Below are 24,477 nucleotides of genomic sequence, written 5' to 3' on the forward strand. Positions count from 1 at the left end.
TTAGGTAGTTTCGTGTTCTTAACGGGAACAGGCGAAAAAGGCAGCCTTCATGTCGCGACTGGCCCTGTTCCAGGAAACATGCAATAGGAACGGACGAGAGTTTCAGAAGACTTGAGGCGTCTAACGCCTCTTTATAAAGCCAAGAATTGGAGAGCCCGTGCGCATTCTCGATGAAGCCGTCATTTCCGAGCTGCCGAATTATTACCGTGGCAAGGTGCGGGAAAACTACGATCTGCCCGACGGCAACCGCATCATCATATCGACCGATCGCCTTAGCGCCTTTGATCGTATCCTCACCTGCATACCTTATAAGGGACAGGTACTGACCCAGACGGCACGATACTGGTTCGAACAAACGAAGGATATTTGTCCGAACCACGTCGTGAGCTATCCCGACCCCAATGTCGTCATCGGCAAGCGGCTGGACATATTGCCAGTCGAGGTGGTGGTTCGCGGTTATCTTGCCGGCACCACCGGCACGTCGATCCTGACCCTTTATAAGAAGGGCGAGCGCCAGATGTACGGCATGAACCTGCCCGACGGGATGAAGGATAACCAGATTCTGCCCGAACCGGTGATCACGCCGACAAGCAAGGCCTTCGATGGGGGGCATGACGAGCCGCTGACACCGGCCGAGATCGTGGAGAAGAAACTGCTGACGCAGGAGCAATGGGACACGCTTTCCCGTTACGCGCTGGCGCTGTTCAAGCGCGGGCAGGAAATTGCCGCGAAACAGGGCCTCATTCTCGTAGATACGAAATATGAATTCGGCACGGATGAAAACGGCACCATCATCCTGGCCGACGAGATCCACACGCCCGATAGCAGCCGCTACTGGATGGCCGACAGTTATGACGAAAGCTTCCGCAACGGAACACGGCCGGCTAGCTTCGACAAGGATTTCGTGAGGGCCTGGGTCGCCGAACGCTGCGACCCTTATAAGGACGACGTTCCCGAAATTCCGCAGGACCTCGTCTTGCAGACTTCGAAGGTCTATATTGATGCATACGAGCGCATCACCGGACAAAGCTTCGTTCCCGACGATAGTGGCGAGACGCCGCTTGCAAGAATACGCCGGAACCTGGAGCCGTTCTTCCCCGGAGTCTGACCGTGAGCAAAACGATCGAACAGGCGAGAAAGGACGACAGGAAGAGTGACCGTCCTGTCAAGCGCCGGCCTCGCCGTTCCGCCGAGGAAACGCGGCGGGACATTCTCGCCAAAGCAGAAGAGCTTTTCCGGGAACGTGGTTTCAATGCTGTTGCGATTGCCGATATCGCCGCGGCACTCGGCATGTCTCCCGCCAACGTCTTCAAGAATTTCAACTCGAAGAACGCGCTCGTCGATGCGATCGCCTTCGAGCAGATCGGCGCATTCGAACGGGACATCCAGCCGCTGGATAAAAGCCACGCGCCGCTTTCGAGACTGCGCCATCTCGCCCGCACCCTGATGGAACAGCACCACCAGGATCTAAACGACAATCCCTACATATTTGAAATGATCCTGATGACGGCCAAGCAGGACATGAAGTGCGGTGACTATTATAAAGCCGTCATCGCCAACCTGCTCGCTGACATTATCCGCGACGGTATCGACGCGCGAATCTACGCGCCGGCCGAGATTTCTCCCCTGGCGGAGACCGTGCTCCACGCGCTGACAAGCGTGATTCATCCCGTCCTCATTGCCCGGGAAGATATCGGCAATTTAGCAACACGTTGCGATCAACTCGTCGATTTAATCGATGCGGGATTGCGCAATCCGCTTGCTAAGTGACGATTCCCAATTTACGTCACCTTCTCGCAATTGCTTGCGAAGCGCTAAAGCCTGCGCTTCTATGCGCTTGGCGGTCCGGACAGAATGAGCGAATCGGGTCCCTTCCAAGGCCTTCGCCTGTCGTGTCTGTTTCCGGACGCGCATCCGCCGAGCGACATTGCGCTTATAGTTGAATGCGATCGATACGCAGGGAAGAACAATGAGCCGACGTATTTTACCCCTATTTGCTTCTCTGTGTGTGACCGCGCTTCTGGCGGGTTGCAGCGATGGCGGCGAGAGCAGCCAGAACGCCGCCCAGAGCGCCGAGCGTCCGCCGTCTCCGGTCAGCATCATCCTGATGAAAACCAGCGAATATCCCTTGACCACCGTTCTGCCCGGCCGCGCCAGCGCGTTCCAGACAGCGGAAATCCGCCCGCGCGTCACCGGCATCATTCGCGAAATTCCCTTCAAGGAAGGCAGCGAGGTCAAACAGGGTGATATTCTCTACCAGATCGAGGACAATACCTATCTTGCGGAAGTAGCGCAGGCGAAGGCAAACGTGGCGAAGGCGGAAGCAAGCATTCCAAGCGCCCAGGCGAACCTTGCCCGCTACGAGCGGCTGGTCAACAGCGGCGCGACGCAGATCGAATATGAAAACGCCAAGGTGACACTGCTGCAGGCGCAAGCCGATGTGGCCCAGACCAAGGCGGCGCTGGAAACGGCGGAAATCAACCTCGATCTCACCAAGGTCCGCGCCCCCTTCGACGGCATCACCAGCGCAACCGCTTTCAGCATCGGCAACGTGGTGACGGCCAACCAGACAACGGCTTTGACGACGCTGCGCCGCATCGATCCGATCTATATTGACCTGATGGAATCCAGCATCAATCTTCTGCGTCTGAAAAAGGCAATCTCGTCGGGCCAGCTCGGCGGCGACACGAAGGAGACCGGCATTCACCTGACGCTGGAAGACGGCACGGAATACAAGCATGACGGCAAGATCGACATGTCGGACATGGCGGTGAGCGAAACCACCGGCACCTTCTCCATCCGCGCCCTCTTCGACAATCCGGACGATCTTCTGCTTCCCGGCACCTATGTCCGCGCCACGCTGACCATCGGCAAGGAAAAAGGCTTCCGCATTCCGCAGCGCGCCGCGAGCCGGAACGCCAATGGCGAACTGACAGCGAAATTCGTGACGGCGGAAAACAAGGTGGAAACCCGCACCTTCCCGTCCAGCCAGCAATCGGGCAATGCCTGGCTGGTGACGGAGAACGTCAAGGATGGCGACAAGCTCATCGTCGACGGTTTCCAGTGGATTGCCGACGGTGCGACGGTCGCACCGGTTGAAGTGACCATCGACGATCGCGGTATCGTCGTTCTGCCGCAGCAAGCTCAGCCTGCCGCCGCCCCCTCGAAATAAGCATGAGCACGAAACCCCAGGTCGAAGCTCGTAAAAGGTAAGGCAGGACTGCCATGGCCCATTTCTTCATCCGGCGCCCCGTGTTTGCATGGGTTATCGCCATCGTCATCATGCTGGGCGGTGCCCTTGCGATCTGGACGCTTTCCATTTCGCAATATCCCGATATTGCCCCGACGACGGTACGCGTCAGCGCGACCTATAATGGCGCGAGCGCCGAGACAGTCGAAAAATCGGTGACGACCATCATCGAGGACGGCATGACCGGCCTCGACGACCTCACCTATATGACATCGTCGTCCTCGACGGGCAGCGCCGAAGTGACGCTGACCTTCGGCAATACCATCCTGCCGGACATCGCGCAGGTTCAGGTGCAGAACAAGCTGCAGCTTGTTCAGTCGCAACTGCCCGACACCGTGCAGCAACAGGGTCTTCAGGTCAGTCGATCCACATCCAGTATTCTGATGGTTGGCGCACTGATCTCGACCGACGGCAAGCGCAACTCCGCCGATCTCGGCGATGTGTTCTCCTCTCGTGTCGAAGACCAGATCAAGCGCCTCGAAGGCGTGGGCAGCATCAACGTCTTCGGTTCCGAATATGCGATGCGCATCTGGCTGGATCCGTTCAAGCTCAATAAATACCAGCTGACCACGGCCGACGTGACCAGCGCCATCGAGAGCCAGAACACCCAGGTTTCGGTCGGTTCGCTTGGCGCGGTGCCCGCAGTCAAGGGTCAGCAGCTCAACGTGACGGTGACGGCGCAGAGCCAGCTCACCACCGTTGCCGATTTCGAATCGGTCATCCTGAAAGTCGAGAAGGACGGCGCAACCGTTCGCCTGAGCGACGTGGCCCGCATTGAAATCGGCCAGGAAACCTATGGCGGCGATTCCCGTTCAAACGGCCGTCCTTCGGCCGGTTTCGCGGTCAACCTCGCCACGGGCGCCAACGCACTCGATACGGCAGCGCGCGTAAAGTCGGCGCTTTCCGCTGTCGAAGGCTCGCTGCCCGAGGGGGTTTCGATCGAATATCCCTACGACACGACACCCTTCGTGAAGCTGTCGATCGAGAAAGTGGTACACACGCTGATCGAGGCGATCATCCTCGTTTTCGTCGTGCTGCTGGTGTTCCTGCAAAACCTGCGGGCCACCTTCATTCCGATGATCGCGGTTCCCGTCGTGCTTCTCGGCACGTTCGGTGTCCTTGCGCTGACAGGATATTCCATCAACACGCTCACCATGTTCGCCATGGTTCTGGCCATCGGCCTTCTCGTTGACGACGCCATCGTCGTCGTCGAAAACGTCGAACGAATCATGTCGGAAGAAGGCCTATCGCCGGTAGAGGCGACCGAAAAATCGATGGGCGAGATCACCGGTGCGATCATCGGCATCGCGCTCGTGCTCACCGCCGTGTTCATTCCGATGGCCTTCTTCGGTGGATCGACTGGCATCATCTACCGCCAGTTTTCGGTCACCATCGTTTCGGCCATGCTGCTTTCGGCAGTGGTCGCCATCGTTCTGACGCCGGCGCTCTGCGCCACGATGCTGAAGCCGATCGACCATCACAAGAAGCAGCGCGGACCGGGCGCATGGTTCAACCGCGGCTTCGGCAAGACGACGGATGGTTACGTCTCCTCTATCGGTTATCTGCTGAAGCGGCCCCTGCGCGTGATGATTATTTTCGCGATCGTGATCGGCGGCTGCGCCTGGTTCTTCAGCAAGCTGCCCAGCTCGTTCCTGCCACAGGAAGACCAGGGCGTGCTGCTGACGATCATCCAGACGCCGACCGGTTCGAACATCGAACGGACCAACGAGGTGGTGAAGCAGGTCGAAAGCTACTTCCGTGAAAAGGAAGCCGCCAATGTCGAATCGGTTTTCGGCGTTCTCGGCTTCAGCTTCAGCGGTTCGGGCCAGAACAACGCCATCGTCTTCACCAAGCTCAAGGATTTCGCCGAGAGAACGGCCCCCGACCAACACGCCGGCGCCATCGTGCAGCGTGCGATGGGCACCTTCTTCGGTTTCCGCGACGCTCAGGTGTTCCCGCTTCTGCCGCCGGCAATTCAGGGCATGGGCACATCGAGCGGTTTCTCGATGTATCTCGTGGATAGCGGCCGCAACGGCACCGAGGCACTGACCGCCACGTCCAAGGAGCTGATCGCGCTGGCGACCAGCAATCCGAAGGTCAGCTCGCTCAGAAGCGACAGCCAAGACAATGAAACGCAGATGAAGATCATTCTCGATCAGGAAAAGATGGGCGCCATGGGCGTCGATCTCTCCTCCGTGAACCTCATGCTGTCGACGATCTTTGCCGGCCGGGATGTCAACGACTTCACGCTGAACGGCGAGCTCAAGCCCGTTTATGTTCAAGGTGATGCGCCCTATCGCATGCAGCCCGACGATCTCAAGTTCTGGTATGCCCGCAATACCAGCGGCGAAATGGTGCCTTTCTCCTCCTTCAGCGAAGTGAAATGGATCAATGCTCCGCCGTCTCTCGCCCGCTTCAATGGCACGGGCGCGATCTCGCTCGAAGGCACCGCCGGCGCAGGCGTCGCGTCCGGTGACGCCATGGACGAGATGGAACGGCTGACGGCGAGCCTGCCGGGCGGTTACACGGTGGCATGGCAGGGCATTTCCTATCAGGAACGCCTTTCCGGTTCGCAGGCGCCGATGCTCTATGCGCTCTCGGTGCTGATCGTCTTCCTTTGCCTTGCCGCCCTCTATGAAAGCTGGTCGATCCCATTCTCGGTCATCATGGCCGTGCCGGTGGGCGTCCTCGGCGCTCTGACCGCGGCTCATTTCTTCGGCCAATCGAACGACGTCTACTTCAAGGTGGGCCTGCTGACGACTATCGGCCTTGCGGCGAAAAACGCGATCCTGATCGTCGAATTCGCCAAGGAAAGACAGGAGCACGGACTAAGCCTGATGGAAGCGACACTGGAAGCGGCAAAGCTGCGCCTGCGTCCGATCATCATGACGTCACTGGCCTTCATCCTGGGTGTCGTGCCTCTCGCAATCGCAACCGGAGCGGGTTCCGCCGCACAAAATGCAATCGGTATCGGGGTGCTGGGTGGTATGCTTTCTGCAACACTGCTCGGAATTTTCTTCGTTCCGTCCTTTTTCGTCATCATTCGTCGCCTTTCAAGGCGTTAACAAAACAAAAATGGGCTGTGCCAACCGTTAATACGCTGCTAGAAATGTTGCCGATTTGGCAAATGCACGTTTCTACGGCATATCGACCGCGCAGCCCATTTGTCAGCAAGCCGCGCTCGGTAAGCCAACCAGAGAATTGGGAAAATTACATGCTGTCTATTCGCGCTACTCTTCCCCTGACAATGCTGCTGCTCTCAGGCTGTGTTGTCGGGCCCGACCACAAGACGCCGGAAATCCAATTGCCGGGAAAGTTTGCGGAAGCCGGAAAAACCAGTAATGGCGACATCAGCAGCGTTGCGTGGTGGACAGCCTTTAACGATAGCCGCCTCAATGGTTACGTTTCCACTGGCCTCAGCCAGAACCTGACCGTGATGCAGGCGATCGAGCGCATCAATCAGGCGGAAGCCCAGGTCGTCTCGGCCGGCGCGGGCGGTCTGCCGAGCCTGACGGCAAACGGCAGCCACACGACCAGCGAGACCAAGGGCAGCTACCGTGATGTTCCTGTCACCAACGTGTCCTCAGGCAGTCTTAGCGTCTCCTGGCTGCTTGACCTCTTCGGCCGCTATCGCCGCGCCACGGAAAGCGCCAATGCATCGCTCGATGCCGCTTACTCCACCGTCGATGTTCAGCGCCTGACGCTGATTTCCTCGGTCGCCGCAGCCTATATCGATGTGCGTTATTATCAGGAGCGCTTGGCGATTGCCCGTCAGAACCTGGCTTCCCGCCGCGAAACGCTGGACCTGACCAAGCTGCAGCTTGAAGCGGGCGCGGCCTCCCGTCTGGATGTCGTCCAGTCCGAAGGTCTGGTGAACTCCACGCTGTCCGACATTCCGGGCCTCGAAACCAACTTCCGCAAGGCGGCGCATCGCATCGCCACGCTTCTCGGCCTGCCGGCCTCATCTCTGATTTCCGAATTGCAGAAGGGCGCACGCCAGCCGGTTGCCCGCAGCATTCCGCGCACCGGCATTCCGGCCGATCTCATCCGCAACCGTCCGGACATTCGTGTCGCCGAACGCAATCTCGCCGCCGCAGTTGCCTCAATCGGTGTCGCGGAAGCGCAGCTTTATCCCAGCATCGAGCTCGGCGGCTCGATCACACCAAGCTACAATTTCCTGAGCGGTGGCGGCAGGGGAACGGCCAATAGCTGGTCCTTCGGTCCGAGCCTCGTTCTGCCGATTCTCGATGGCGGCAGCATCCGCGCCAATATCGATCTGGCCAATTCCCAGGCGCGTGAAGAATATCTCGTCTGGAAGCAGACGGTGCTGACCGCTGTGGAAGAAGTCGAAAACGCTCTGGCCGCCGTCACGCGCGATCAGCGCACGGCCGATGCATTGCGCAAGACCGTGGCATCCTATCAGGAAGCGTTGCAGCTTTCGACGGCCAGCTACCGCGACGGCGCCTCATCGCTGCTCGACGTTCTCGATGCGCAGCGCCAGGTATCCACTGCACAGGCAAGCCTTGCACAGGCTGTACAGCAGACCGCGCAGGACTACGTCTCGCTGAACGTGGCGCTCGGCGGCGGTTACGCCGTTGGCCAGACCACGGCTCCGAAGAAGGCGCCCGGCCCGACCCGGACCGCGGCAAAGGCCATGTAAGATACGCCGCAAGGCAAAGAAAAAGCCCGCGTCTCGACGCGGGCTTTTTTATTGTTCATGACACAAAAAAAGCACCGGTCTCCCGGTGCTTTTGTCTAACCGGCCGTCAGGCTCAGTTCTTGGCGCGCTCGACGTAGGAATTGTCTTCCGTCGCGATGACCACGCGGATACCGGCATCGATATGCGGCGGCACCATGGTGCGGATACCGTTGGAAAGAATAGCCGGCTTGTAGGAAGAAGACGCCGTCTGGCCCTTAACGACCGGTTCAGTTTCGGTGATTTCCAGCGTGACGTGGCGCGGCAGTTCGACGGCCAGCGGATTGCCTTCATGAATGGAAAGAATGCAGGTCATGCCTTCCTGCAGATAGGCCTTCTGATCGCCCATCGTCTCAGTGTCGACCACAACCTGGTCATAGTTCTCGGGGTTCATGAAGTGGAAGCCTTCGCCATCTTCATAAAGGAACTGGAAGTTCAGGTCTTCAACGAAAGCGCGCTCGACCTGCTCGGTGGTGCGCCAGCGCTCGGAGACCTTCACGCCGTCTACGATGCGGCGCATGTCCACCTGCGTGACCGGCGTGCCCTTGCCGGGGTGAAAGTTCTGCGCGGTAAGAACGACGTAAAGCTTGCCGTCCACGTCGAGAACATTGCCCTTGCGGACGGATGAGGCGATAACCTTGACCATATGACTTCCTTGTAACTCGATGAAATGCGTCGTAAAGGACTGCGCGGCAGCACCGGCCCCGGCAGACGTTTTGTCTTTTTTCTGGGGCGCAACTACCTTAAATCCGCACGAATTGCCAGCCTTCTACAGCAATTCGCGGAAGAGTGCCTAGCGGTTTTCCGCCCGGAATAGCTTTAAATGACGCGATCAGGCGTTTTGTGGGCCGTTTATCCGCAATTGGGCGCCGCAGAGAAGACGGAAAAGAACAGAGAATGCGCGCAAGCAACGAGACAATGTCGCCATGGTGGACGCCGGACGTCCACGCCGACCGCCGCGCATTTCTCATTGGGCGCAATGCGATCCAGTCGGCTTTTCGCGGCTATTTCGCCAGCGCCGATTTTCTTGAGGTCGACACTGCTGCGTTGCAGATTTCCCCCGGCAACGAAGCGCATCTGCATGCTTTCGCCACACAGGGCCTGACGCCGGCCGGCGACGCCGTGCCGCTTTATCTCCACACCTCGCCTGAATTCGCCTGCAAGAAGCTGCTCGCTGCCGGTGAAAAACGCATCACCTGTTTTGCCCATGTTTACAGAAACCGGGAACGAGGCCCCTTGCATCATCCGGAATTCACCATGCTGGAATGGTACCGGGTCGGCGAAACCTATGAGAGCCTGATGAAGGACAGCGCCAATCTTCTGGCGCTGGCAGCCGAAACCACAAAGACGAAGAATTTCACCTATCGCGGCCGCAACGTTGATCCCTTCCTCGAACCGGAGCGGGTAAGCGTCGCCGAAGCCTTCGAGCGATATGCGGGCGTCGACCTGCTGGCCACCATCAGCCGAAACGGCGAAACCGACGCTCGCCATCTTGCGGCGAACCTCACCGATGCCGGCATCCGCGTGGCCGGTGACGATACCTGGGCGGATATGTTCAGCCGCGTCATCGTGGAGCGGGTGGAGCCGGAACTGGGTTTCGGCAGGGCGACCATTCTCGATGAATATCCGACCTGTGAAGCGGCCCTTGCCCGCAAGTCACCCAAGGATGCGCGGGTGGCGGAGCGTTTCGAGCTATATGCCTGCGGCGTTGAACTCGCCAATGCCTTCGGCGAATTGACCGACGCCGCCGAGCAGAGGCGGCGTTTCGAAATGGAAATGGCCGAGAAGCAGCGGGTTTACGGCGAAACCTATCCGCTGGACGAGGATTTTCTGGCCGCGCTGGCAATCATGCCGCCGGCAAGCGGCATAGCGCTCGGTTTCGACCGGCTGGTGATGCTGGCAACCGGCGCGCCCCGTATCGATCTCGTCATGTGGGCCCCAGTCGCGGAATATCGACGATGACAGGGCTTGAGACCATCAAGACAGCCGAAGCACTTCTCGAAGCGGGGCTTATCGAAGCCGAAGCGCTCGAGACGCTGCGCACGGTGACGCAACGTTACGCGCTCGCCATCACGCCATCGATTGCCGGGCTGATCGACAGCCGCGACCCGCAGGATCCCATCGCCCGACAATTCGTTCCTGATCCGGCCGAACTCGTTCATCTTCCTGAAGAACGGGACGATCCGATTGGCGACGACGCGCACAGCCCCGTCCACGGCATCGTCCATCGTTATCCCGATCGGGTGCTTTTGAAGGCAGTGCATGTCTGCCCCGTCTATTGTCGCTTCTGTTTCCGCCGGGAGATGGTCGGACCGCAGGGCAACGGCATGATGAGCCCGGCGGAACTTGACGCCGCATTCGGCTATATAAATGCCAATCCCGCCATCTGGGAGGTCATCCTGACCGGTGGCGATCCGCTGGTGCTTTCCCCGCGGCGCTTGTCCGACCTGATGACGCGCCTGAGAGACATACCGCATGTCAAGATCGTCCGCTTCCATACCCGCGTGCCGGTGGTCGATCCCGACCGTATAGACGCGGCGCTGATCGATGCGCTGAAGGCCAGTGGCAAAACCACCTATGTGGCCCTGCACGCGAATCATTCCCGAGAACTCAGCGAAGCCGCAAGACAGGCTTCGGCACGCCTGATCGACGCCGGCATCGCCATGGTCAGCCAGACGGTCCTTTTGAAAGGTGTCAATGACGACCCGGCGGTTCTTGCCGAGTTGATGCGCGCCTTTGTCGAGACCCGTATCAAGCCTTATTACCTGCATCATCCCGATCTTGCGCCCGGCACCAGCCATTTCCGGCTGACGATAGAAGAGGGGCAGCGAATCGTTTCCGCTTTGCGGGGGCATGTCTCCGGCCTTTGCCAGCCGACCTATGTTCTCGACATTCCCGGCGGCCACGGCAAGGCGGCAATTGGCAGAAATGCGGCCGAAAAAACCCGCGATGGCTGTTATTCCGTCTCCGACTTCAACGGAAACGATCATATTTACCCACCGCCAGCCACCGGCAGCGATTAAAAAATACATAAAAAGCCTGCTACACCGGGCTTTTCGCGGCGGCAGCCAACGAAAACAAAAATTTCACATTTCCGCCCCTCTCCTGTCATCATAAAGAAAAATATTCTACCTATAACAATCAGCATTGATTTTAGTGCTGGTCTGGATTATCAGTGTGGAACTGGAGAACGAGTCTCCTGATTCCGGGCCAACACCAATACAGGGAGTGTGTCATGTCAAAACATATCAACATCAACGCAATCCTTGGTTTTGAGTCCTGGAACGCTGGATTTAAATCCACGTGTTCCCGCTGCTGTCGAATGTGACTTAACGGTCTCAATTTCCTGAAAATCAGTTCGACAACATGCTGTGTGAAGTAGCCACAGCGGGAGTATATCTATGCAGAAGCAAGTTATTGAATTCGCTGGCGAGCCCGTCGGCATCGTCATCCCGGATAATGACCGGTTGAAGTTCATCGCGGTGAAGTTTCACGTTCACGACCTGGACGAACAGAAGTTCGACAGCGCCGACGACGTGCGGATTGCGATCCGCGATCTCGTGCGCAACCGGAATCTGGCCGCGGTCGCCTGATGCGGGAAAACTTTCGCCCGCTCACAGAACCGTCAAAACCAGAGCGCGCCAAATATCGGACCCCGAACAGCGGCCCGATGGCGCGCTCTTCTCTTGCATGTCTTGTGCGATAATCCGGCTGCCTGCATCGCGCCGGCCGTAGATCGCCAAATCGCTCTGAAGAATAGAGCACGGAAGCGCCCCACCCGCTTCCCATCGTCAGACAGAAAACATTCCAGCAGAATCAAAGTGGCGTATGGCGCCCTGCAAAATGGCACTCGTCGGGCTTTACCCCGCCGCCATGCATATATCGTCAGATAGGCTGCATCAAAACGCGGTGAAGGTCAGCGTCGTCAGCGAACGCACGATTCCCGGAATATTGACGATGTTCTGGTTGATGAACTTGCCGATATCTTCTTCCTGCGGCAGATAGATTTTCAGCAGCAGATCATATTCACCGCTGGTGGAATAAAGCTCGGAAACCAGTTCCGTCTTATAGATGGCGTCGGCGACATCATAGGTCTTGCCGGGCTCACATTGAAGCTGAACAAAAATGGGCTTCACGGACATCTCCCGTATTTGAACTTTCGGTGCATGGCTGCTCGCGCCACGCGTCATGGCGCACTATTGGCTGAGCAGCGTCCGTCTTGCAAGACCGCTCACCGGTTTACGCCGAAAACTCGCCGGCCCCGCCGTTCGCCCCGCTTGCGGCCTCGGAAACGATCCACCGCCGAAAACTCTCAAGCGGCGCATAACCGGCGCGATCCGGCATGCAGGCGAGATAATAGGCTTCTTCGCTCTCCACTTCCCCCGCAACAGCCGCGACCAGACGACCGCTTCGCAACTCCTCCTCGATCATGAAAGAAGGAATGAGCGACGCCCCGACCCCTGCACTCGCGGCCTCGGCAATCGTCGTGAACTGATCGAAAAGCATGCCATGCACATTGTCGAAACCAACGTCGTGGCTGCGAAACCATTGTTCCCAGGCATCCGGTCGGGTCGTCATGTGCAGCAACGGGACATGCAGCAGATCGTCCGGCTTTGAAAGTCCGTGTCGCGCCTTGAAGGCGGGGCTACATACCGGAATGACCTTTTCATGCATCAGGAAAACCAGCTCGGTGCCCGGCCAATGCGGCAATCCGAAATGGATCGCCGCATCGACTGTATCGGTGCGGAAATCGAACAACGATGACCGCGTCAGAAGATTGACCGAAACGCCGGGGTGCCTGGCGATGAAATCGGGAAGGCGCGGCACGAGCCAGCGCGTGCCGAAGCTCGGCAGAACGCCGAGGTTGAGCGTGCCGCCATCCGGATTGGCGCGCAGGTTGAGCGAGGCCGTCGATATGCGCCGCAAGGCCTCGCGGATTTCCCGCGCATAGCCCTCCCCCGCCCTTGTCAGTCGGATCGTCTGCCGCTCGCGCAGGAACAGCGCCACGCCGAGCTGCTCTTCGAGCGCCAGTATTTGACGGCTGACCGCACCCTGCGTCAGCCCCAGTTCCCTCGCAGCGGCGGTGACGCTGCCCGTCCGGGAAGCGGCTTCGAAAGCCGCCAGCAGCGACAGCGACGGCAGAAAACGGCGTGGCGGCAGGGCCATATTCCCTCACGGAATGAACTCTTGACGATATGTCGATATTCAACAGGAAATACCGCTTGTAAAGTCTTATAAACAAGGGCTTGTCACTCATACGAAGAACAAATGAACTGGCCCGGAACATGGTGGAACGATGTATAATGACCCCCGCTCGCACGGCCTCTGGGAAAAGACCGCGCCGCAGCCGCCCGTAACGCCCGCCTTGCAGGGCGCAGCGGTTGCTGATGTCGTCGTCGTCGGAGGTGGCTTCACCGGCCAGTCCGCCGCCCTTCATCTTGCCGAACGCGGTGTGGATGTCGTTCTTCTCGAAGCAAGGGAAATCGGTTTCGGCGGCGCAGGCCGCAATGTCGGCCTCATCAATGGCGGCATGTGGGTTATGCCGAAAGAGCTGCCCGGCGTGCTGGGCGAGGTTTACGGCGAACGCCTACTCGATCTTCTGGGCAATGCCCCGCTTCTCGTGCGCGAACTGGTGGAAAAACACGCAATTCCCTGCGAGATCGAAAAAAACGGCACGCTCCATTGCGCCGTAGGAGAAAAAGGGCTCGCCGAAATCCGTGAGCGCTGCGAACAATGGGCGGAGAGAGGCGCCCCCGTCCGTATCCTCGATGCCGAAGAGACAGCGAGACGCACCGGCAGCACGGGCTATTCCGGTGCGCTTCTGGATACACGCGCCGGTACGATACAGCCGCTCGCCTATGTTCGAGGCCTTGCCGCAGCAGCCCAGAAAGCGGGCGTGTGCCTGCACACCGAAAGCCCCGTGGTAGCGACCGAACGCAGCAATGGAAAATGGGTGGTGAAGACGCCGCAAGGGTCTGTAATCGCCAACTGGATCGTTGTGGCCACTGAAGCCTATAGCACCGGCCCATGGCAGATCGTTCGCGACGAACAGGTCTACCTGCCCTATTTCAATTTCGCGACGAGACCGCTCGGCGATAACCTGCAAAAGAGCATCCTGCCTGGCCGTGAGGGCTGCTGGGATACGAAGGAGATTCTCTCATCCTTCCGCATGGACAAAGCCGGCCGGCTGGTCTTCGGCAGCGTCGGCGCCCTGCGCGGCAGCGGCACCGCCATTCATCGTGCCTGGGCGAAGCGCTCGCTGAAGCGGCTTTTTCCGCAGCTCGGGGATACGGAATTCGAATGTGAGTGGTACGGCCAGATCGGCATGACGGACAATGCCGTTCCACGGTTTCACAAATTCGCTGAAAATGTCGTCGGCTTTTCAGGCTATAACGGCCGAGGCATCGCGCCGGGCACGGCCTTCGGCAAGGTCATTGCGCAGCATATTCTCAGTGAAATTGCTGAAGCCGAATTGCCGCTGCCTATGACGGAACCGAAAGCGCAGTCTTTCCGGGCGGTGAAGGAAGCCTATTACGAGGCAGGCGCGCAGATCGCCCATTTCGCCGGCGAGCGTTTTTGATCGGACACAGAGCCGCTTCAAGGGAACGACATCATCCTTGGGCTTGTCCCAAGGATCTAATCACATTCAAAAAATGGAGACGTTGCAGATGCGCGGGACAAGCCCGAGCATGACGAGGAGAGCTTTTCGAGCTTAACCACCCCTCTAAACAGACATCCCGGCAGCCTCTTTTCCCCATCCCATCGATATATCCTTGAAAATATAATGATTGCCCTATAGGCCTATCGATATATTCATCAGAATATCTCGAACCGGGGGTAACAAACCATGAGACTTTTGCGTCGCAGCTTCTTCAAAACCATTGCCGCCGCCACATCCTTCTGGATGGCGGCCTCCTTTGCGGCCGTTCCGGCCCATGCCGCCGAAAAAGTCACGGTGTTTGCCGCCGCAAGCATGAAAAACGCGCTCGATGCTCTCAACGCCGAATGGGCAAAGGAAAGCGGTAACGAAGCAACCGTTTCGTATGCAGCAAGCTCGGCGCTGGCCAAGCAGATCGAGCAGGGCGCACCGGCGGATATCTTCGTTTCCGCCGACCTTGCATGGATGGACTATGTCGCCGAAAAGAAGCTGATCAACGCTGACAGCCGCTCCAATCTTCTCGGCAACCGCATCGTTCTCGTCGCTCCGGCCGACAAGGCAAAGCCGGTCGAGATCAAGCAGGGCTTCGATCTTGCCGCTCTGGTGGGCGATGGCCGTCTGGCCATGGGCGCGGTTGATTCCGTGCCGGCGGGCAAATACGGCAAGGCCGCTCTGGAAAAACTTGGCGTCTGGTCCTCGGTCGAACAGAAGGTCGCCGGCGCGGAAAGCGTGCGTGCCGCCCTGCTGCTCGTCTCGCGCGGCGAAGCACCATATGGCATCGTCTACCAGACCGACGCCGCCGCCGACCCAGGCGTGACGATCGTCGGCACCTTCCCGGAAGACAGCCATCCGCCGATCATCTACCCGGTCGCCATTCTTTCGGAAGCCAAGTCCCCGGCCGCAAAAGCCTATCTGGATTTCCTGAAGTCGGCCAAGGCAACGCCCTTCTTCGAAAAGCAAGGCTTTACCGTTTTGAAATAAACTGCCTTTCGTGGCCCCAACGTATGGGCCGCGAGAGATGACGATTGCAGGATATGGCATTGCATTGGTGGACACTCAGCCCTGAAGAATGGACGGCGATCAGGCTCAGCCTGTGGGTGTCGTCCATCGCCATGCTTGCCAGCCTGCCTTTCGGCATTCTGGTCGCCGTGGCGCTGGCGCGCGGTCGCTTCTGGGGCAAGTCTCTCCTCAATGGCATCGTCCACCTGCCGCTCATCCTGCCGCCCGTCGTCACCGGCTTTCTGCTGCTCGTCCTGTTCGGCCGCAGGGGCGCGATCGGGCAATTTCTCGATAGCTGGTTCGGCATCGTCTTTTCCTTCCGCTGGACCGGAGCGGCGCTCGCCTGCGCCGTCATGGCCTTTCCGCTGATGGTGCGTTCCATCCGCCTCTCCATAGAAGCGGTGGACCGCAAGCTGGAAGAGGCGGCGGGAACATTGGGGGCAAGCCCGTTCTGGGTGTTCCTCACCGTCACCCTGCCCTTGACCCTGCCCGGCATCATTGCCGGCATGATCCTGGCTTTCGCCAAGGCCATGGGCGAGTTCGGCGCGACCATCACCTTCGTGTCCAATATTCCCGGCGAGACCCAGACTTTGTCCGCCGCCATCTATACCTTCACCCAGGTTCCGGGCGGCGATGCCGGTGCGTTGCGGCTAACCATTGTCTCCGTCGTGATTTCCATGCTCGCTTTGCTCGTCTCGGAGTTTCTGGCCCGCATCGTCGGCAAACGGGTGAGCATGGAATGACGCTTTCGGTCGCTACCCGCCATCGCCTCGGTTCTTTCGAACTCGATGCGTCATTCACCTCCGAAGGCGGCGTCACCGCCCTGTTCGGGCGCTCCGGCTCCGGCAAAACCTCTATGATCCGCATCATAGCAGGCCTGTTGCGGCCGGATGAGGGACAGGTTTTGCTCGATGGCGAAGTGCTGGCCGATAGCGGAACACGGCTGTTTCTGCCGGCTCATAAACGCCGTTTCGGTTATGTTTTTCAGGAAGCGCGGCTCTTCCCGCATCTCAGCGTGGCGCAGAACCTGCATTACGGCAGATGGTTCGCCGTGAACAAAACCGGGAGCGCGAATGAAAACCGCATCGTCGACATGCTCGGCATCGGCCATCTCCTGCAGCGGCGGCCGGACAAGCTTTCCGGCGGCGAAAAACAGCGTGTCGCGATTGGCCGCGCGCTCCTCTCATCACCCAGGTTGCTGCTGATGGACGAGCCGCTCGCCTCGCTCGACGAGGAGCGAAAAGCCGAAATCATTCCCTATCTCGAGCGGCTGCGCGACGAGACAAAAATCCCGATCGTCTATGTCAGCCATTCTATTCAGGAAGTCGCCCGCCTCGCCGACCGCATCGTGGTGATGAAGGACGGCAAGGTGGAGGCGCAGGGAAAAGCGGCCGACGTGCTTTCCAGACCGGATTTCAGCACGCATCTCGAGCGACGCGAAGCGGGCAGCATTCTTTCCGGGCACATTGAAAGCTTTGATGAGCGACATGGCCTCGCCGCCGTGAGGCTAAAGACCATGCTGCTCCATGTTCCGGCCAAAAGGGGAGCGTCCGGCAGCCCGGCGCGGGTGCTCATACCGGCGCGCGATGTGATGCTGGCAACCGTAAAGCCCGAAGGCTTAAGCGCGCTCAATATTCTCGCGGGCCATGTCGCGACTGTTTCTGTCAGCGAAGACGGCATGGTCACGGTTCAGGTGGATTGCGGCGGCGACATCATCCAGTCGCGCATCACCGATCTGTCACGCGAGAGGCTGCAACTGGAGCCCGGAAAACCGGTGCACGCGATCATAAAGTCGGCGGCTCTCGATCCCTATTGAGAGCCGCATCGGGATTGCGGTTGGCCTCCAGCCAGTCGATATCCGCGCGCAAGGCCTCGTTCATCCGCTTTTCCATGCCACGATAACGCTCCAGCACCTCAGTGCCGAAAGCGGTCAACGCCGCACCGCCGCCCTGTTTACCGCCGCGCTGCGATTCGATAACCGGTTGCCTGAACATATGGTTCAACGCATCCACCAGCAGCCATGCGCGGCGATAGGACATGTCCATCGCCCGCCCGGCGGCAGAGATGGAGCCGGTCTCGACGATCAGTTCCATCAATTCGATCTTGCCATGGCCGAGACGTTCTCCGGGCGGAAAGTCGATACGGAGAACTGGCTTCAGTGGCGGGAGGGCCTCACTCATCGTTCAAAGGCTCCGTCCATAAAGATCGCGATAGGCCTTTTGCGCTCCATCCACCGGCAAGGCCGTCGCCTCATAGACGCCACGCGCGACCGCGCGCGCCATCACCATGGTCGCCAGATGGCAAAGCTCGGCGAAATGAACGCCGCCCTCAAGCGGCTTTTCACCGGTCGAGGCCGCGAACATGGTGTCACCGTCGCTTGGCAAATGGGCGGGCAGAACGGCGCGCGCCAGCCCGTCATGCGCCATGATGGAAAGGCGATGCGCCTGCGCCTTGGTCAGCACGGCATCCGTCACCACCGCACCGATGGTCGTTGCCGTGAGATTGATCCCCTTAAGGCGCAGCGCGGTATGATCCGGCTCGAAACGATCGGGAAAACCGCAATCGCCGTATTCACCCTGCACTTCAAACGGCGCGGACCAGAAATGGCGGCTCGTTCCAACGGTTGCCGAGCCGAGCGCATTGACGGCGACGATGGCCGCCACTTTGTACCCGCCGGAACTGACGGCGCTTGCCGAACCGAGCCCGCCCTTGAAGGTGGCGGTCGTCGCACCCGCTCCAGCCCCGACCGTTCCAAGCGCGAATGGCGCCGCACGCGCCGCCTTGAAGGCTGCATATCCCATCTCGCGATAGGGCGAATGCAGCCCCCAATCCTTGTCGCCGCCATTCAGCAGATCCATCAGGATTGCCTGCGGCACGATGGGAACGCGGGTGGAACCCACCTGCAGGCCGCGTCCGATTTCGCGCAGCCCGGCCTGAACGCCGCCCGCCGCATCCAGTCCGAAGGCAGAACCGCCTGACAGCACGAAGGCATCCACCGTTTCCACCGTCATCGCGGGGTCGAGCAGGCCGGTATCGCGCCCGCCCGGCGCACCCCCCAAAACAGAACCGGAGGCAATGGCGGGCTTTTCGAAAACAATCGCCGTAACACCGGAGCCAAGGGCAAGATCGGTGATATTGCCGACCGAAACGCCGCCGATATCCGTCAGAAGATTGGTGAGTGCCGCCATGCCGTTTCCCTTTTCTCCCGGTATCCCGCCACCATCAGGCACTGTCAACGCAAAACGTGACGTGCCTGATGTCGACGACAAGCCGCGATCAGGAAAAAACAGCCGTTCCGATCACCGGCGTCGAGGGAACGGCCATGTCCCTCGGCTCCAGCGGCCCGCAGAAATATGCCTGATGGCCGGCTTCTATGGCGCGGGCGAAAGCCTCCGCCATGCCGACCGGGTCTCCCGCACCCGCCACCGCCGTGTTGAGCAGAACGGCATCGTAACCGAGCTCCATCACCGTGACCGCATGCGACGGGCGGCCGATACCGGCATCGACAATCAGCGGCACATCCGGGAAACGCGCCCGCATGGATTTCAGCGCCGTCAGATTGAGCGGTCCCATGGCGCTGCCGATTGGCGCGCACCAGGGCATCAGCACCTTGCAGCCTGCCTCCAGCAGCTTCTCGGCGACGACCAGATCGTCCGTCGTATAGGGAAAGACCTCGAAACCATCGTCGCAGAGGATTTTCGCCGCCTCGACAAGTGCGAAGACATCGGGCTGCAGCGTGTCGTGATGACCGATGACCTCCAGCTTGATCCAGTTAGTGCGGAACACATCGCGGGCCATCTTTGCCGTCAGCACCGCTTCCTTGACCGTGTGGCAACCGGCGGTATTGGGCAGAATCTGGCGATCCAGCTCGCGGATAAGTTCGAAAAACTGACCGCCCTTCTTGCCAGCCGCTGTTTCCCGGCGCAGTGAAATCGTCAGAATATCCGTGTTGCTCGCCCGCACGGCATCGGCAAGCACGGCAGGGGACGGATAGCGCGCCGTGCCGAGCAGGAGACGGGACGAGACCTCGCGGCCATAAAGCGTCAGCATGGTTTCAGCCTCCCTGCATCGGCGAGAGGATTTCGATACGGTCGAAAGCCTTCAACTTATAATCGGCGCGCTCTTCCGAATGCACCAGATCGCCGTTTACCGCCGTCGCCAGCCACTCACCCTCGTATTCGAGGCTGGCGAGCAGGCCGGCCAGCGTCTCGGCGGCGAGATCAAGCTCGTCGCCATTCACCAGAAGTTTCATGATCCCGTTCCTTTCGAGAGAGAGTTTGGCAGACGATTTCAGCCGCCTGCCGCGCCATCGCCGGCGACAGCAGAAAGCCGTGCCGGTGCGCGCCGTTGATGAAAATTGTCCGGCCATCCTGCGTGACCTTCGGCAGATTGTCGGGATAGGCGGGGCGCACGCCGGTGCCTGTCTCGATGATTTCCGCTTCCGCGAAAGCCGGATGCACGGCATAGGCGGCATTCAGGAACTCCATCATCGAGCGGGCGGAAATGGCGCCCGCATCTTCCGTCTCGATCATCGTCGCGCCCACCATGAAACGGCCGGGCTCGCGCGGCACGATGTAAAGCGGAATGCGCGGATGCAGCAGCCGGACGGGACGAGACAGGGAAACCTCCCGCGTGGCGAGATAGAGCATCTCTCCCCGCACACCGCGAAGTCCGGAAATCCCGCCGATTGCCGCAGAACCAGTGCAATCCACCACCCGGTCGAACGGCTCTTCATCCAACGGGATACCCATATGGAACTGCACCCCCATGGCGCGAAGCCGTTCATGCAGCGATTTCAGTGCTAGACGCGGATCGAGATGCCCCTCGCCCGGAAAATAAAGCCCGGATCGAAACCGCCCGGCAAAATCTGGCTCCAGCGCGGCGATTTCGCCCTCATCCACCCAGCGATAGCCAGCGGTCCGCGATGCGAAACGCGAAAGCTCCGCCTTATCGCGGGCCGGCGCAACAACCAGCGTACCGTGCCGCACGACAAGGCCGGGTGTCGCTTCATCCCACCAATCGAGCGCCGCCTGACCGAGCGTCAGAACCGGCTCTTCAGCGCTTTCACGCTCGCACCAGGGCGCCAGCATGCCGCCCGCATACCAGGATGCGCCGCGCGAGGGTTCGGCATTGCGCTCGCAAACCTCGACGGTAACGCCGGTCCGCGCCAGCTCGAAGGCCGCCGTCAAACCGGCGACCCCCGTTCCCTTGACAAGCACGCGCATGCTATTCGGCATCCGCAGGGGTCGCGAGCGGCATATAAAGCTCACCGCCTTCCTTGAAGCGTGCGGCCATAGCCTCCAGTCCCTCCTTCTGCGCCTCGGCGCGGATATCGTGGGAAATTCGCATCGAGCAGAATTTCGGCCCGCACATGGAGCAGAAATGCGCGACCTTGTGCGCTTCCTTCGGCAAGGTCTCGTCATGGAAGGAGCGCGCCGTATCCGGGTCCAGCGACAGGTTGAACTGATCCTCCCAACGGAACTCGAACCGCGCGCGCGACAGCGCATCGTCTCGCACCTGTGCCGCCGGATGACCCTTGGCGAGATCGGCAGCGTGGGCAGCAATCTTGTAGGTGATGACGCCGACCTTCACGTCGTTGCGATCCGGCAGGCCGAGATGTTCCTTCGGCGTGACGTAGCAGAGCATCGCGGTGCCGAACCAGCCGATCATCGCCGCACCGATGCCAGAGGTGATATGGTCGTAACCCGGCGCAATATCGGTGGTGAGCGGCCCGAGCGTATAAAAGGGCGCCTCACCGCAGGTCTTCAACTGCTTGTCCATGTTTTCCTTGATCTTGTGCATCGGCACATGGCCGGGGCCTTCGATCATCACCTGGCAATCCTTCGCCCAGGCGATCTGCGTCAACTCACCGAGCGTCTCCAGCTCCGCGAATTGTGCGGCGTCATTGGCGTCGGCAATCGAGCCGGGACGCAAGCCATCGCCCAGCGAGAAGGAGACGTCGTAAGCGCGGCAAATGTCGCAAATCTCGTCGAAATGCTCATAAAGGAAGCTTTCCTTGTGGTGATGCAGACACCACTTGGCCATGATCGAGCCGCCGCGCGAGACGATACCCGTGACGCGGTTGACGGTGAGCGGGATGTAATGCAGCCGCACGCCGGCATGGATGGTGAAGTAATCCACACCCTGCTCCGCCTGTTCGATCAGCGTATCGCGGAACACTTCCCAGTTCAGGTCTTCGGCAATGCCGTTGACCTTTTCAAGCGCCTGATAAAGCGGCACCGTGCCGATCGGCACCGGCGAATTGCGGATGATCCATTCGCGGATATTGTGGATGTTGCGACCGGTAGACAGGTCCATGACGGTATCCGCGCCCCAGCGGATCGCCCAGACCATCTTCTCCACCTCCTCCGCCATGGAGGAAGTGACGGCGGAATTGCCGATATTGGCGTTGATCTTCACCAGAAAATTGCGGCCGATGATCATCGGCTCAAGTTCCGAATGATTGATATTGGCAGGGATGATGGCACGGCCGGCCGCCACTTCCTGGCGAACGAATTCCGCCGTGACATAGTCCGGGATATGCGCCCCGAAACTTTCGCCGTCACGCGCCAGCTTTTCCCTGGCCGCCTCGCGCCCGAGATTTTCACGGATGGCGATGAATTCCATTTCCGGTGTGATGATACCTGCCCGCGCATAGGCAAGCTGGGTCACGGCTTTACCGGCCGTGGCTCTGAGCGGCTGGTGGCGCACGGAAAATTCAGGCGTCAGGCGTTCGCCGGTGGCAAAGCCGTTATCCTCCGGCTTGACATGCCGGCCGTCATAAGCCTCGACATCGCCGCGCGCCACGATCCAGTCATGACGCAGACGCGGCAGACCCTTTTCAATCAGAACGGTATGCGAAGGATCGGTATAGGGACCGGAGGAATCGTAAACCGTCACCGGCGGTTCGCCCGCCGTCGGATGAACGGCGATCTCGCGCATCGGCACGCGAATATGGGGATGTAAAATGCCGGCTTTGTGGATTTTGGTAGAGGCGGCATGCGGCCCGGTGGTGACGACAAGCGGGATATTCTTGGCAGCGATATTCATCTTGAGGCTCCAAAGTTTGACAGTGGAGACCCAGTTCGAGCCGGAATGATGGAAAATACCGAATTGCCGGAACGTGACGTCATACGCCCGCCCGACCTTCGGTCTTTGCACCGTCCCTACGCCAGTATGAACTGGATCAGGTTCAACGGGTCACTGCGCATAAAAGCAGAATCTCAGCCCCTTGACGGGACACCCCTGGTGAATGGCCACAGCAAAAAACACCGACCGGCATTTGTCAAGGCCGACGATCCATGCTTGGCAAAGGTGCGGGAATGGCGCATGCTGCCGTTAGTTGTAATTAACCTAACGGTTTAGGCGAATATTATCGTTTGCAACGTAACGATAAGCACAAACCATCCTGATGTGAAATTCATGGGAGATACGTCGGAATGAACGCGACTATTCGTGAAATACTGGCCAAATTCGGCCAGCTTCCAACCCCTGTCGATACGATTGCAGATGAAGCCGATCTTTATGCGGCAGGCCTTTCTTCCTTTGCATCCGTGCAATTGATGCTCGGCATCGAAGAAGCATTCGATATCGAATTCCCCGACAATCTGCTGAACCGCAAGTCCTTTGCGAGCATCAGGGCCATTGAAGACACCGTTAAGCTCATTCTGGATGGTAAAGAGGCAGCCTGATGAACGTCACCGTAGCGCCGCAGGATGAAACGCTGTCCGCGCGCGCAGGCCGTGTCGCGGCAATTGCCGCCAAACACGCGGATGAGGTGGATGTCACCGGCCGATTCCCACAGGAAGCCGTCGACGCCTTGCGACAGGAACGCCTGTTCGGCATCCAGGTCCCCTCTTCGCTGGGCGGCGAAAGCGCTTCCTTACAGGAAATCGCCGATATCTGCGCCCGGCTCGGTCAGGCCTGTTCGGCAACCGCGATGATTTTCGCCATGCACCATATCAAGGCATCCAGCCTGGTGGAACACGGCGAGACGAGCGCATGGCATGCCGGCTTCATGAGCCGCATCGCCAGCGAACAGCTTCTCCTTGGCTCCGCCACTACCGAAGGCGGCATTGGCGGCAATCTGCGCAATTCCATCTGTGCAATCGAAGTCGAAGGCGATTTCTGCCGGCTGGAAAAAGACGCCACCGTCATTTCCTATGGCAGCAATGCCGATGCGATCCTCATCACCTCGCGCGCACACAAGGATGCCGCGCCCGCCGATCAGGTGATGACGGTCTTTCTGAAAAACCAGTACACGCTCGAAAAGACCCATGTGTGGGACACGCTCGGCATGCGCGGCACCTGTTCGGACGGCTTCCTGTTTCGTGGCGAAGCGCCGGCGGCGCAGATATTCCCGAAACCCTTTGCGGAAATCGCCGCACAATCCATGCTTGCAAGCTCGCATCTCCTGTGGAGTGCCGTCTGGTACGGCATAGCCTCGGATGCCGTGCTGCGCGCCCAGTCTTTCGTCAGAGCCGCGGCGCGCAAGTCGCCCGGCACCGCTCCTCCCGGCGCGATCCGTCTTGCCGAGGTCTCCACCAAGCTGCAGGTCGTGAAATCCAACATCATCGCCGGCATCAAGGCTTACGAGGACACCAAGAGCGACCCCGAAAAACTGATGTCCATGGCTTTTGCCGTCGCCATGAACAATGTGAAGATTTGCTCTTCGGAAACCATTCTCGAGATCATCGATCATGCCATGCTGGTCTGCGGCATCATGGGTTACAAGAACGGCACGCCCTACAGCCTCGGCCGGCACCTGCGCGACGCGCATTCCGCCCGTCTGATGATTTCCAACGACCGCATTCTCGGCAATTCCGCCAATCTCCTGCTGGTTCACAAGCAGGACACCAGCCTCTTGGGATAAAA

At 59.5% G+C, this 24,477-nt stretch carries 23 protein-coding genes and 1 riboswitch; of the genes, 14 read left to right on the forward strand and 9 right to left on the reverse strand.

Features of this window, described 5'->3' with window-relative positions; genetic code table 11:
• Nucleotides 1-157 precede the first annotated feature (157 nt).
• The 5 genes from L904_RS20275 (at nt 158) to L904_RS20295 (ending at nt 7,910) form a co-directional block, all read left to right on the forward strand.
• Nucleotides 158-1,108 carry a phosphoribosylaminoimidazolesuccinocarboxamide synthase gene (locus L904_RS20275; RefSeq protein ID WP_020811265.1) on the forward strand — a complete coding sequence of 317 codons (951 nt, stop codon included), beginning with the start codon at nt 158-160 and terminating at the stop codon, nt 1,106-1,108.
• 2 nt (nt 1,109-1,110) lie between these two features.
• Nucleotides 1,111-1,770: a TetR family transcriptional regulator gene (locus L904_RS20280; RefSeq protein ID WP_020811266.1), complete on the forward strand. Its 660-nt coding sequence runs from the start codon at nt 1,111-1,113 to the stop codon at nt 1,768-1,770.
• Nucleotides 1,771-1,969: 199 nt separating this feature from the next.
• Nucleotides 1,970-3,172, forward strand: coding sequence for an efflux RND transporter periplasmic adaptor subunit (locus L904_RS20285; RefSeq protein ID WP_020811267.1), 1,203 nt, complete (start codon nt 1,970-1,972; stop codon nt 3,170-3,172).
• A gap of 53 nt (nt 3,173-3,225) precedes the next feature.
• Entirely contained in the window at nt 3,226-6,315 is a 3,090-nt protein-coding gene (locus L904_RS20290; RefSeq protein ID WP_035261240.1) for an efflux RND transporter permease subunit, read from the forward strand.
• A gap of 149 nt (nt 6,316-6,464) precedes the next feature.
• On the forward strand, nt 6,465-7,910 hold the full coding sequence (locus tag L904_RS20295) for an efflux transporter outer membrane subunit (protein ID WP_035261237.1): 1,446 nt from the start codon (nt 6,465-6,467) through the stop codon (nt 7,908-7,910).
• A 112-nt stretch (nt 7,911-8,022) separates the two neighbouring features.
• Here the strand turns inward: L904_RS20295 and efp are convergent, their stop codons facing one another.
• A complete protein-coding gene (gene efp, locus L904_RS20300; protein ID WP_003521324.1) occupies nt 8,023-8,592 on the reverse strand; it encodes an elongation factor P in 570 nt (189 codons plus the stop codon).
• A gap of 251 nt (nt 8,593-8,843) precedes the next feature.
• Here efp and epmA point away from each other — a divergent pair, with 251 nt between their 5' ends.
• The 3 genes from epmA to L904_RS20315 all read left to right on the forward strand — a co-directional run bounded on the left by epmA (nt 8,844) and on the right by L904_RS20315 (nt 11,539).
• Nucleotides 8,844-9,908 carry an EF-P lysine aminoacylase EpmA gene (epmA, locus tag L904_RS20305; RefSeq protein WP_020813466.1) on the forward strand — a complete coding sequence of 355 codons (1,065 nt, stop codon included), beginning with the start codon at nt 8,844-8,846 and terminating at the stop codon, nt 9,906-9,908.
• Nucleotides 9,905-10,969, forward strand: coding sequence for a lysine-2,3-aminomutase-like protein (locus L904_RS20310; protein WP_020813465.1), 1,065 nt, complete (start codon nt 9,905-9,907; stop codon nt 10,967-10,969). Before epmA ends, L904_RS20310 begins: the two co-directional genes overlap by 4 nt.
• A gap of 378 nt (nt 10,970-11,347) precedes the next feature.
• Nucleotides 11,348-11,539: a hypothetical protein gene (locus tag L904_RS20315; protein ID WP_003492264.1), complete on the forward strand. Its 192-nt coding sequence runs from the start codon at nt 11,348-11,350 to the stop codon at nt 11,537-11,539.
• Between the two features lie 306 nt (nt 11,540-11,845).
• Here the strand turns inward: L904_RS20315 and L904_RS20320 are convergent, their stop codons facing one another.
• Together L904_RS20320 and L904_RS20325 are read right to left on the reverse strand one after the other, a co-directional pair.
• Nucleotides 11,846-12,082 (reverse strand): Lrp/AsnC ligand binding domain-containing protein, encoded by a 237-nt coding sequence (locus L904_RS20320; protein WP_003521320.1) that lies wholly within the window; start codon nt 12,080-12,082, stop codon nt 11,846-11,848.
• 103 nt (nt 12,083-12,185) lie between these two features.
• Nucleotides 12,186-13,112 carry a LysR family transcriptional regulator gene (locus L904_RS20325; RefSeq protein WP_020813464.1) on the reverse strand — a complete coding sequence of 309 codons (927 nt, stop codon included), beginning with the start codon at nt 13,110-13,112 and terminating at the stop codon, nt 12,186-12,188.
• A gap of 130 nt (nt 13,113-13,242) precedes the next feature.
• Here L904_RS20325 and L904_RS20330 point away from each other — a divergent pair, with 130 nt between their 5' ends.
• The 4 genes from L904_RS20330 (at nt 13,243) to modC (ending at nt 17,419) form a co-directional block, all read left to right on the forward strand.
• Nucleotides 13,243-14,526 carry an FAD-binding oxidoreductase gene (locus L904_RS20330; RefSeq protein WP_020813463.1) on the forward strand — a complete coding sequence of 428 codons (1,284 nt, stop codon included), beginning with the start codon at nt 13,243-13,245 and terminating at the stop codon, nt 14,524-14,526.
• 267 nt (nt 14,527-14,793) lie between these two features.
• Nucleotides 14,794-15,585, forward strand: a complete 792-nt coding sequence (gene modA, locus L904_RS20335; protein ID WP_020813462.1) for a molybdate ABC transporter substrate-binding protein — start codon at nt 14,794-14,796, stop codon at nt 15,583-15,585.
• A 53-nt stretch (nt 15,586-15,638) separates the two neighbouring features.
• Nucleotides 15,639-16,346 (forward strand): molybdate ABC transporter permease subunit, encoded by a 708-nt coding sequence (gene modB, locus L904_RS20340; RefSeq protein WP_020813461.1) that lies wholly within the window; start codon nt 15,639-15,641, stop codon nt 16,344-16,346.
• The gene (modC, locus tag L904_RS20345) at nt 16,343-17,419 is read left to right on the forward strand and encodes a molybdenum ABC transporter ATP-binding protein (protein WP_020813460.1); all 1,077 of its coding nucleotides are present in this window, start codon (nt 16,343-16,345) and stop codon (nt 17,417-17,419) included. The genes modB and modC overlap by 4 nt, the downstream gene beginning before the upstream one ends.
• Here the strand turns inward: modC and L904_RS20350 are convergent.
• From L904_RS20350 to thiC, 6 genes are all read right to left on the reverse strand, one after another.
• A complete protein-coding gene (locus L904_RS20350) occupies nt 17,388-17,783 on the reverse strand; it encodes a winged helix-turn-helix domain-containing protein (RefSeq protein ID WP_020813459.1) in 396 nt (131 codons plus the stop codon). The two genes, modC and L904_RS20350, sit on opposite strands and share 32 nt — an antisense overlap.
• Nucleotides 17,784-17,786: 3 nt before the next feature.
• Entirely contained in the window at nt 17,787-18,791 is a 1,005-nt protein-coding gene (locus tag L904_RS20355) for a P1 family peptidase (RefSeq protein ID WP_020813458.1), read from the reverse strand.
• 88 nt (nt 18,792-18,879) lie between these two features.
• Nucleotides 18,880-19,653, reverse strand: a complete 774-nt coding sequence (locus L904_RS20360; protein WP_020813457.1) for a thiazole synthase — start codon at nt 19,651-19,653, stop codon at nt 18,880-18,882.
• Between the two features lie 4 nt (nt 19,654-19,657).
• A complete protein-coding gene (gene thiS / locus L904_RS20365; RefSeq protein WP_003521310.1) occupies nt 19,658-19,855 on the reverse strand; it encodes a sulfur carrier protein ThiS in 198 nt (65 codons plus the stop codon).
• Complete coding sequence (gene thiO / locus L904_RS20370) at nt 19,824-20,828, reverse strand: glycine oxidase ThiO (protein WP_031234562.1); 1,005 nt, start codon at nt 20,826-20,828, stop codon at nt 19,824-19,826. Before thiO ends, thiS begins: the two co-directional genes overlap by 32 nt.
• Nucleotide 20,829: 1 nt before the next feature.
• On the reverse strand, nt 20,830-22,653 hold the full coding sequence (gene thiC, locus L904_RS20375) for a phosphomethylpyrimidine synthase ThiC (RefSeq protein ID WP_020813455.1): 1,824 nt from the start codon (nt 22,651-22,653) through the stop codon (nt 20,830-20,832).
• A 95-nt stretch (nt 22,654-22,748) separates the two neighbouring features.
• Nucleotides 22,749-22,860, reverse strand: a riboswitch (TPP riboswitch).
• A 182-nt stretch (nt 22,861-23,042) separates the two neighbouring features.
• On the opposite strand from thiC, the gene L904_RS20380 reads away from it, so the two are divergent.
• A complete protein-coding gene (locus tag L904_RS20380; protein ID WP_003521307.1) occupies nt 23,043-23,294 on the forward strand; it encodes an acyl carrier protein in 252 nt (83 codons plus the stop codon).
• On the forward strand, nt 23,294-24,475 hold the full coding sequence (locus L904_RS20385) for an acyl-CoA dehydrogenase family protein (protein WP_020813454.1): 1,182 nt from the start codon (nt 23,294-23,296) through the stop codon (nt 24,473-24,475). Before L904_RS20380 ends, L904_RS20385 begins: the two co-directional genes overlap by 1 nt.
• The last annotated feature ends 2 nt before the right edge of the window (nt 24,476-24,477 follow it).

The organism is Agrobacterium sp. LY4 (assembly GCF_001526585.1).
Classification (GTDB): Bacteria; Pseudomonadota; Alphaproteobacteria; order Rhizobiales; family Rhizobiaceae; genus Agrobacterium; species Agrobacterium leguminum.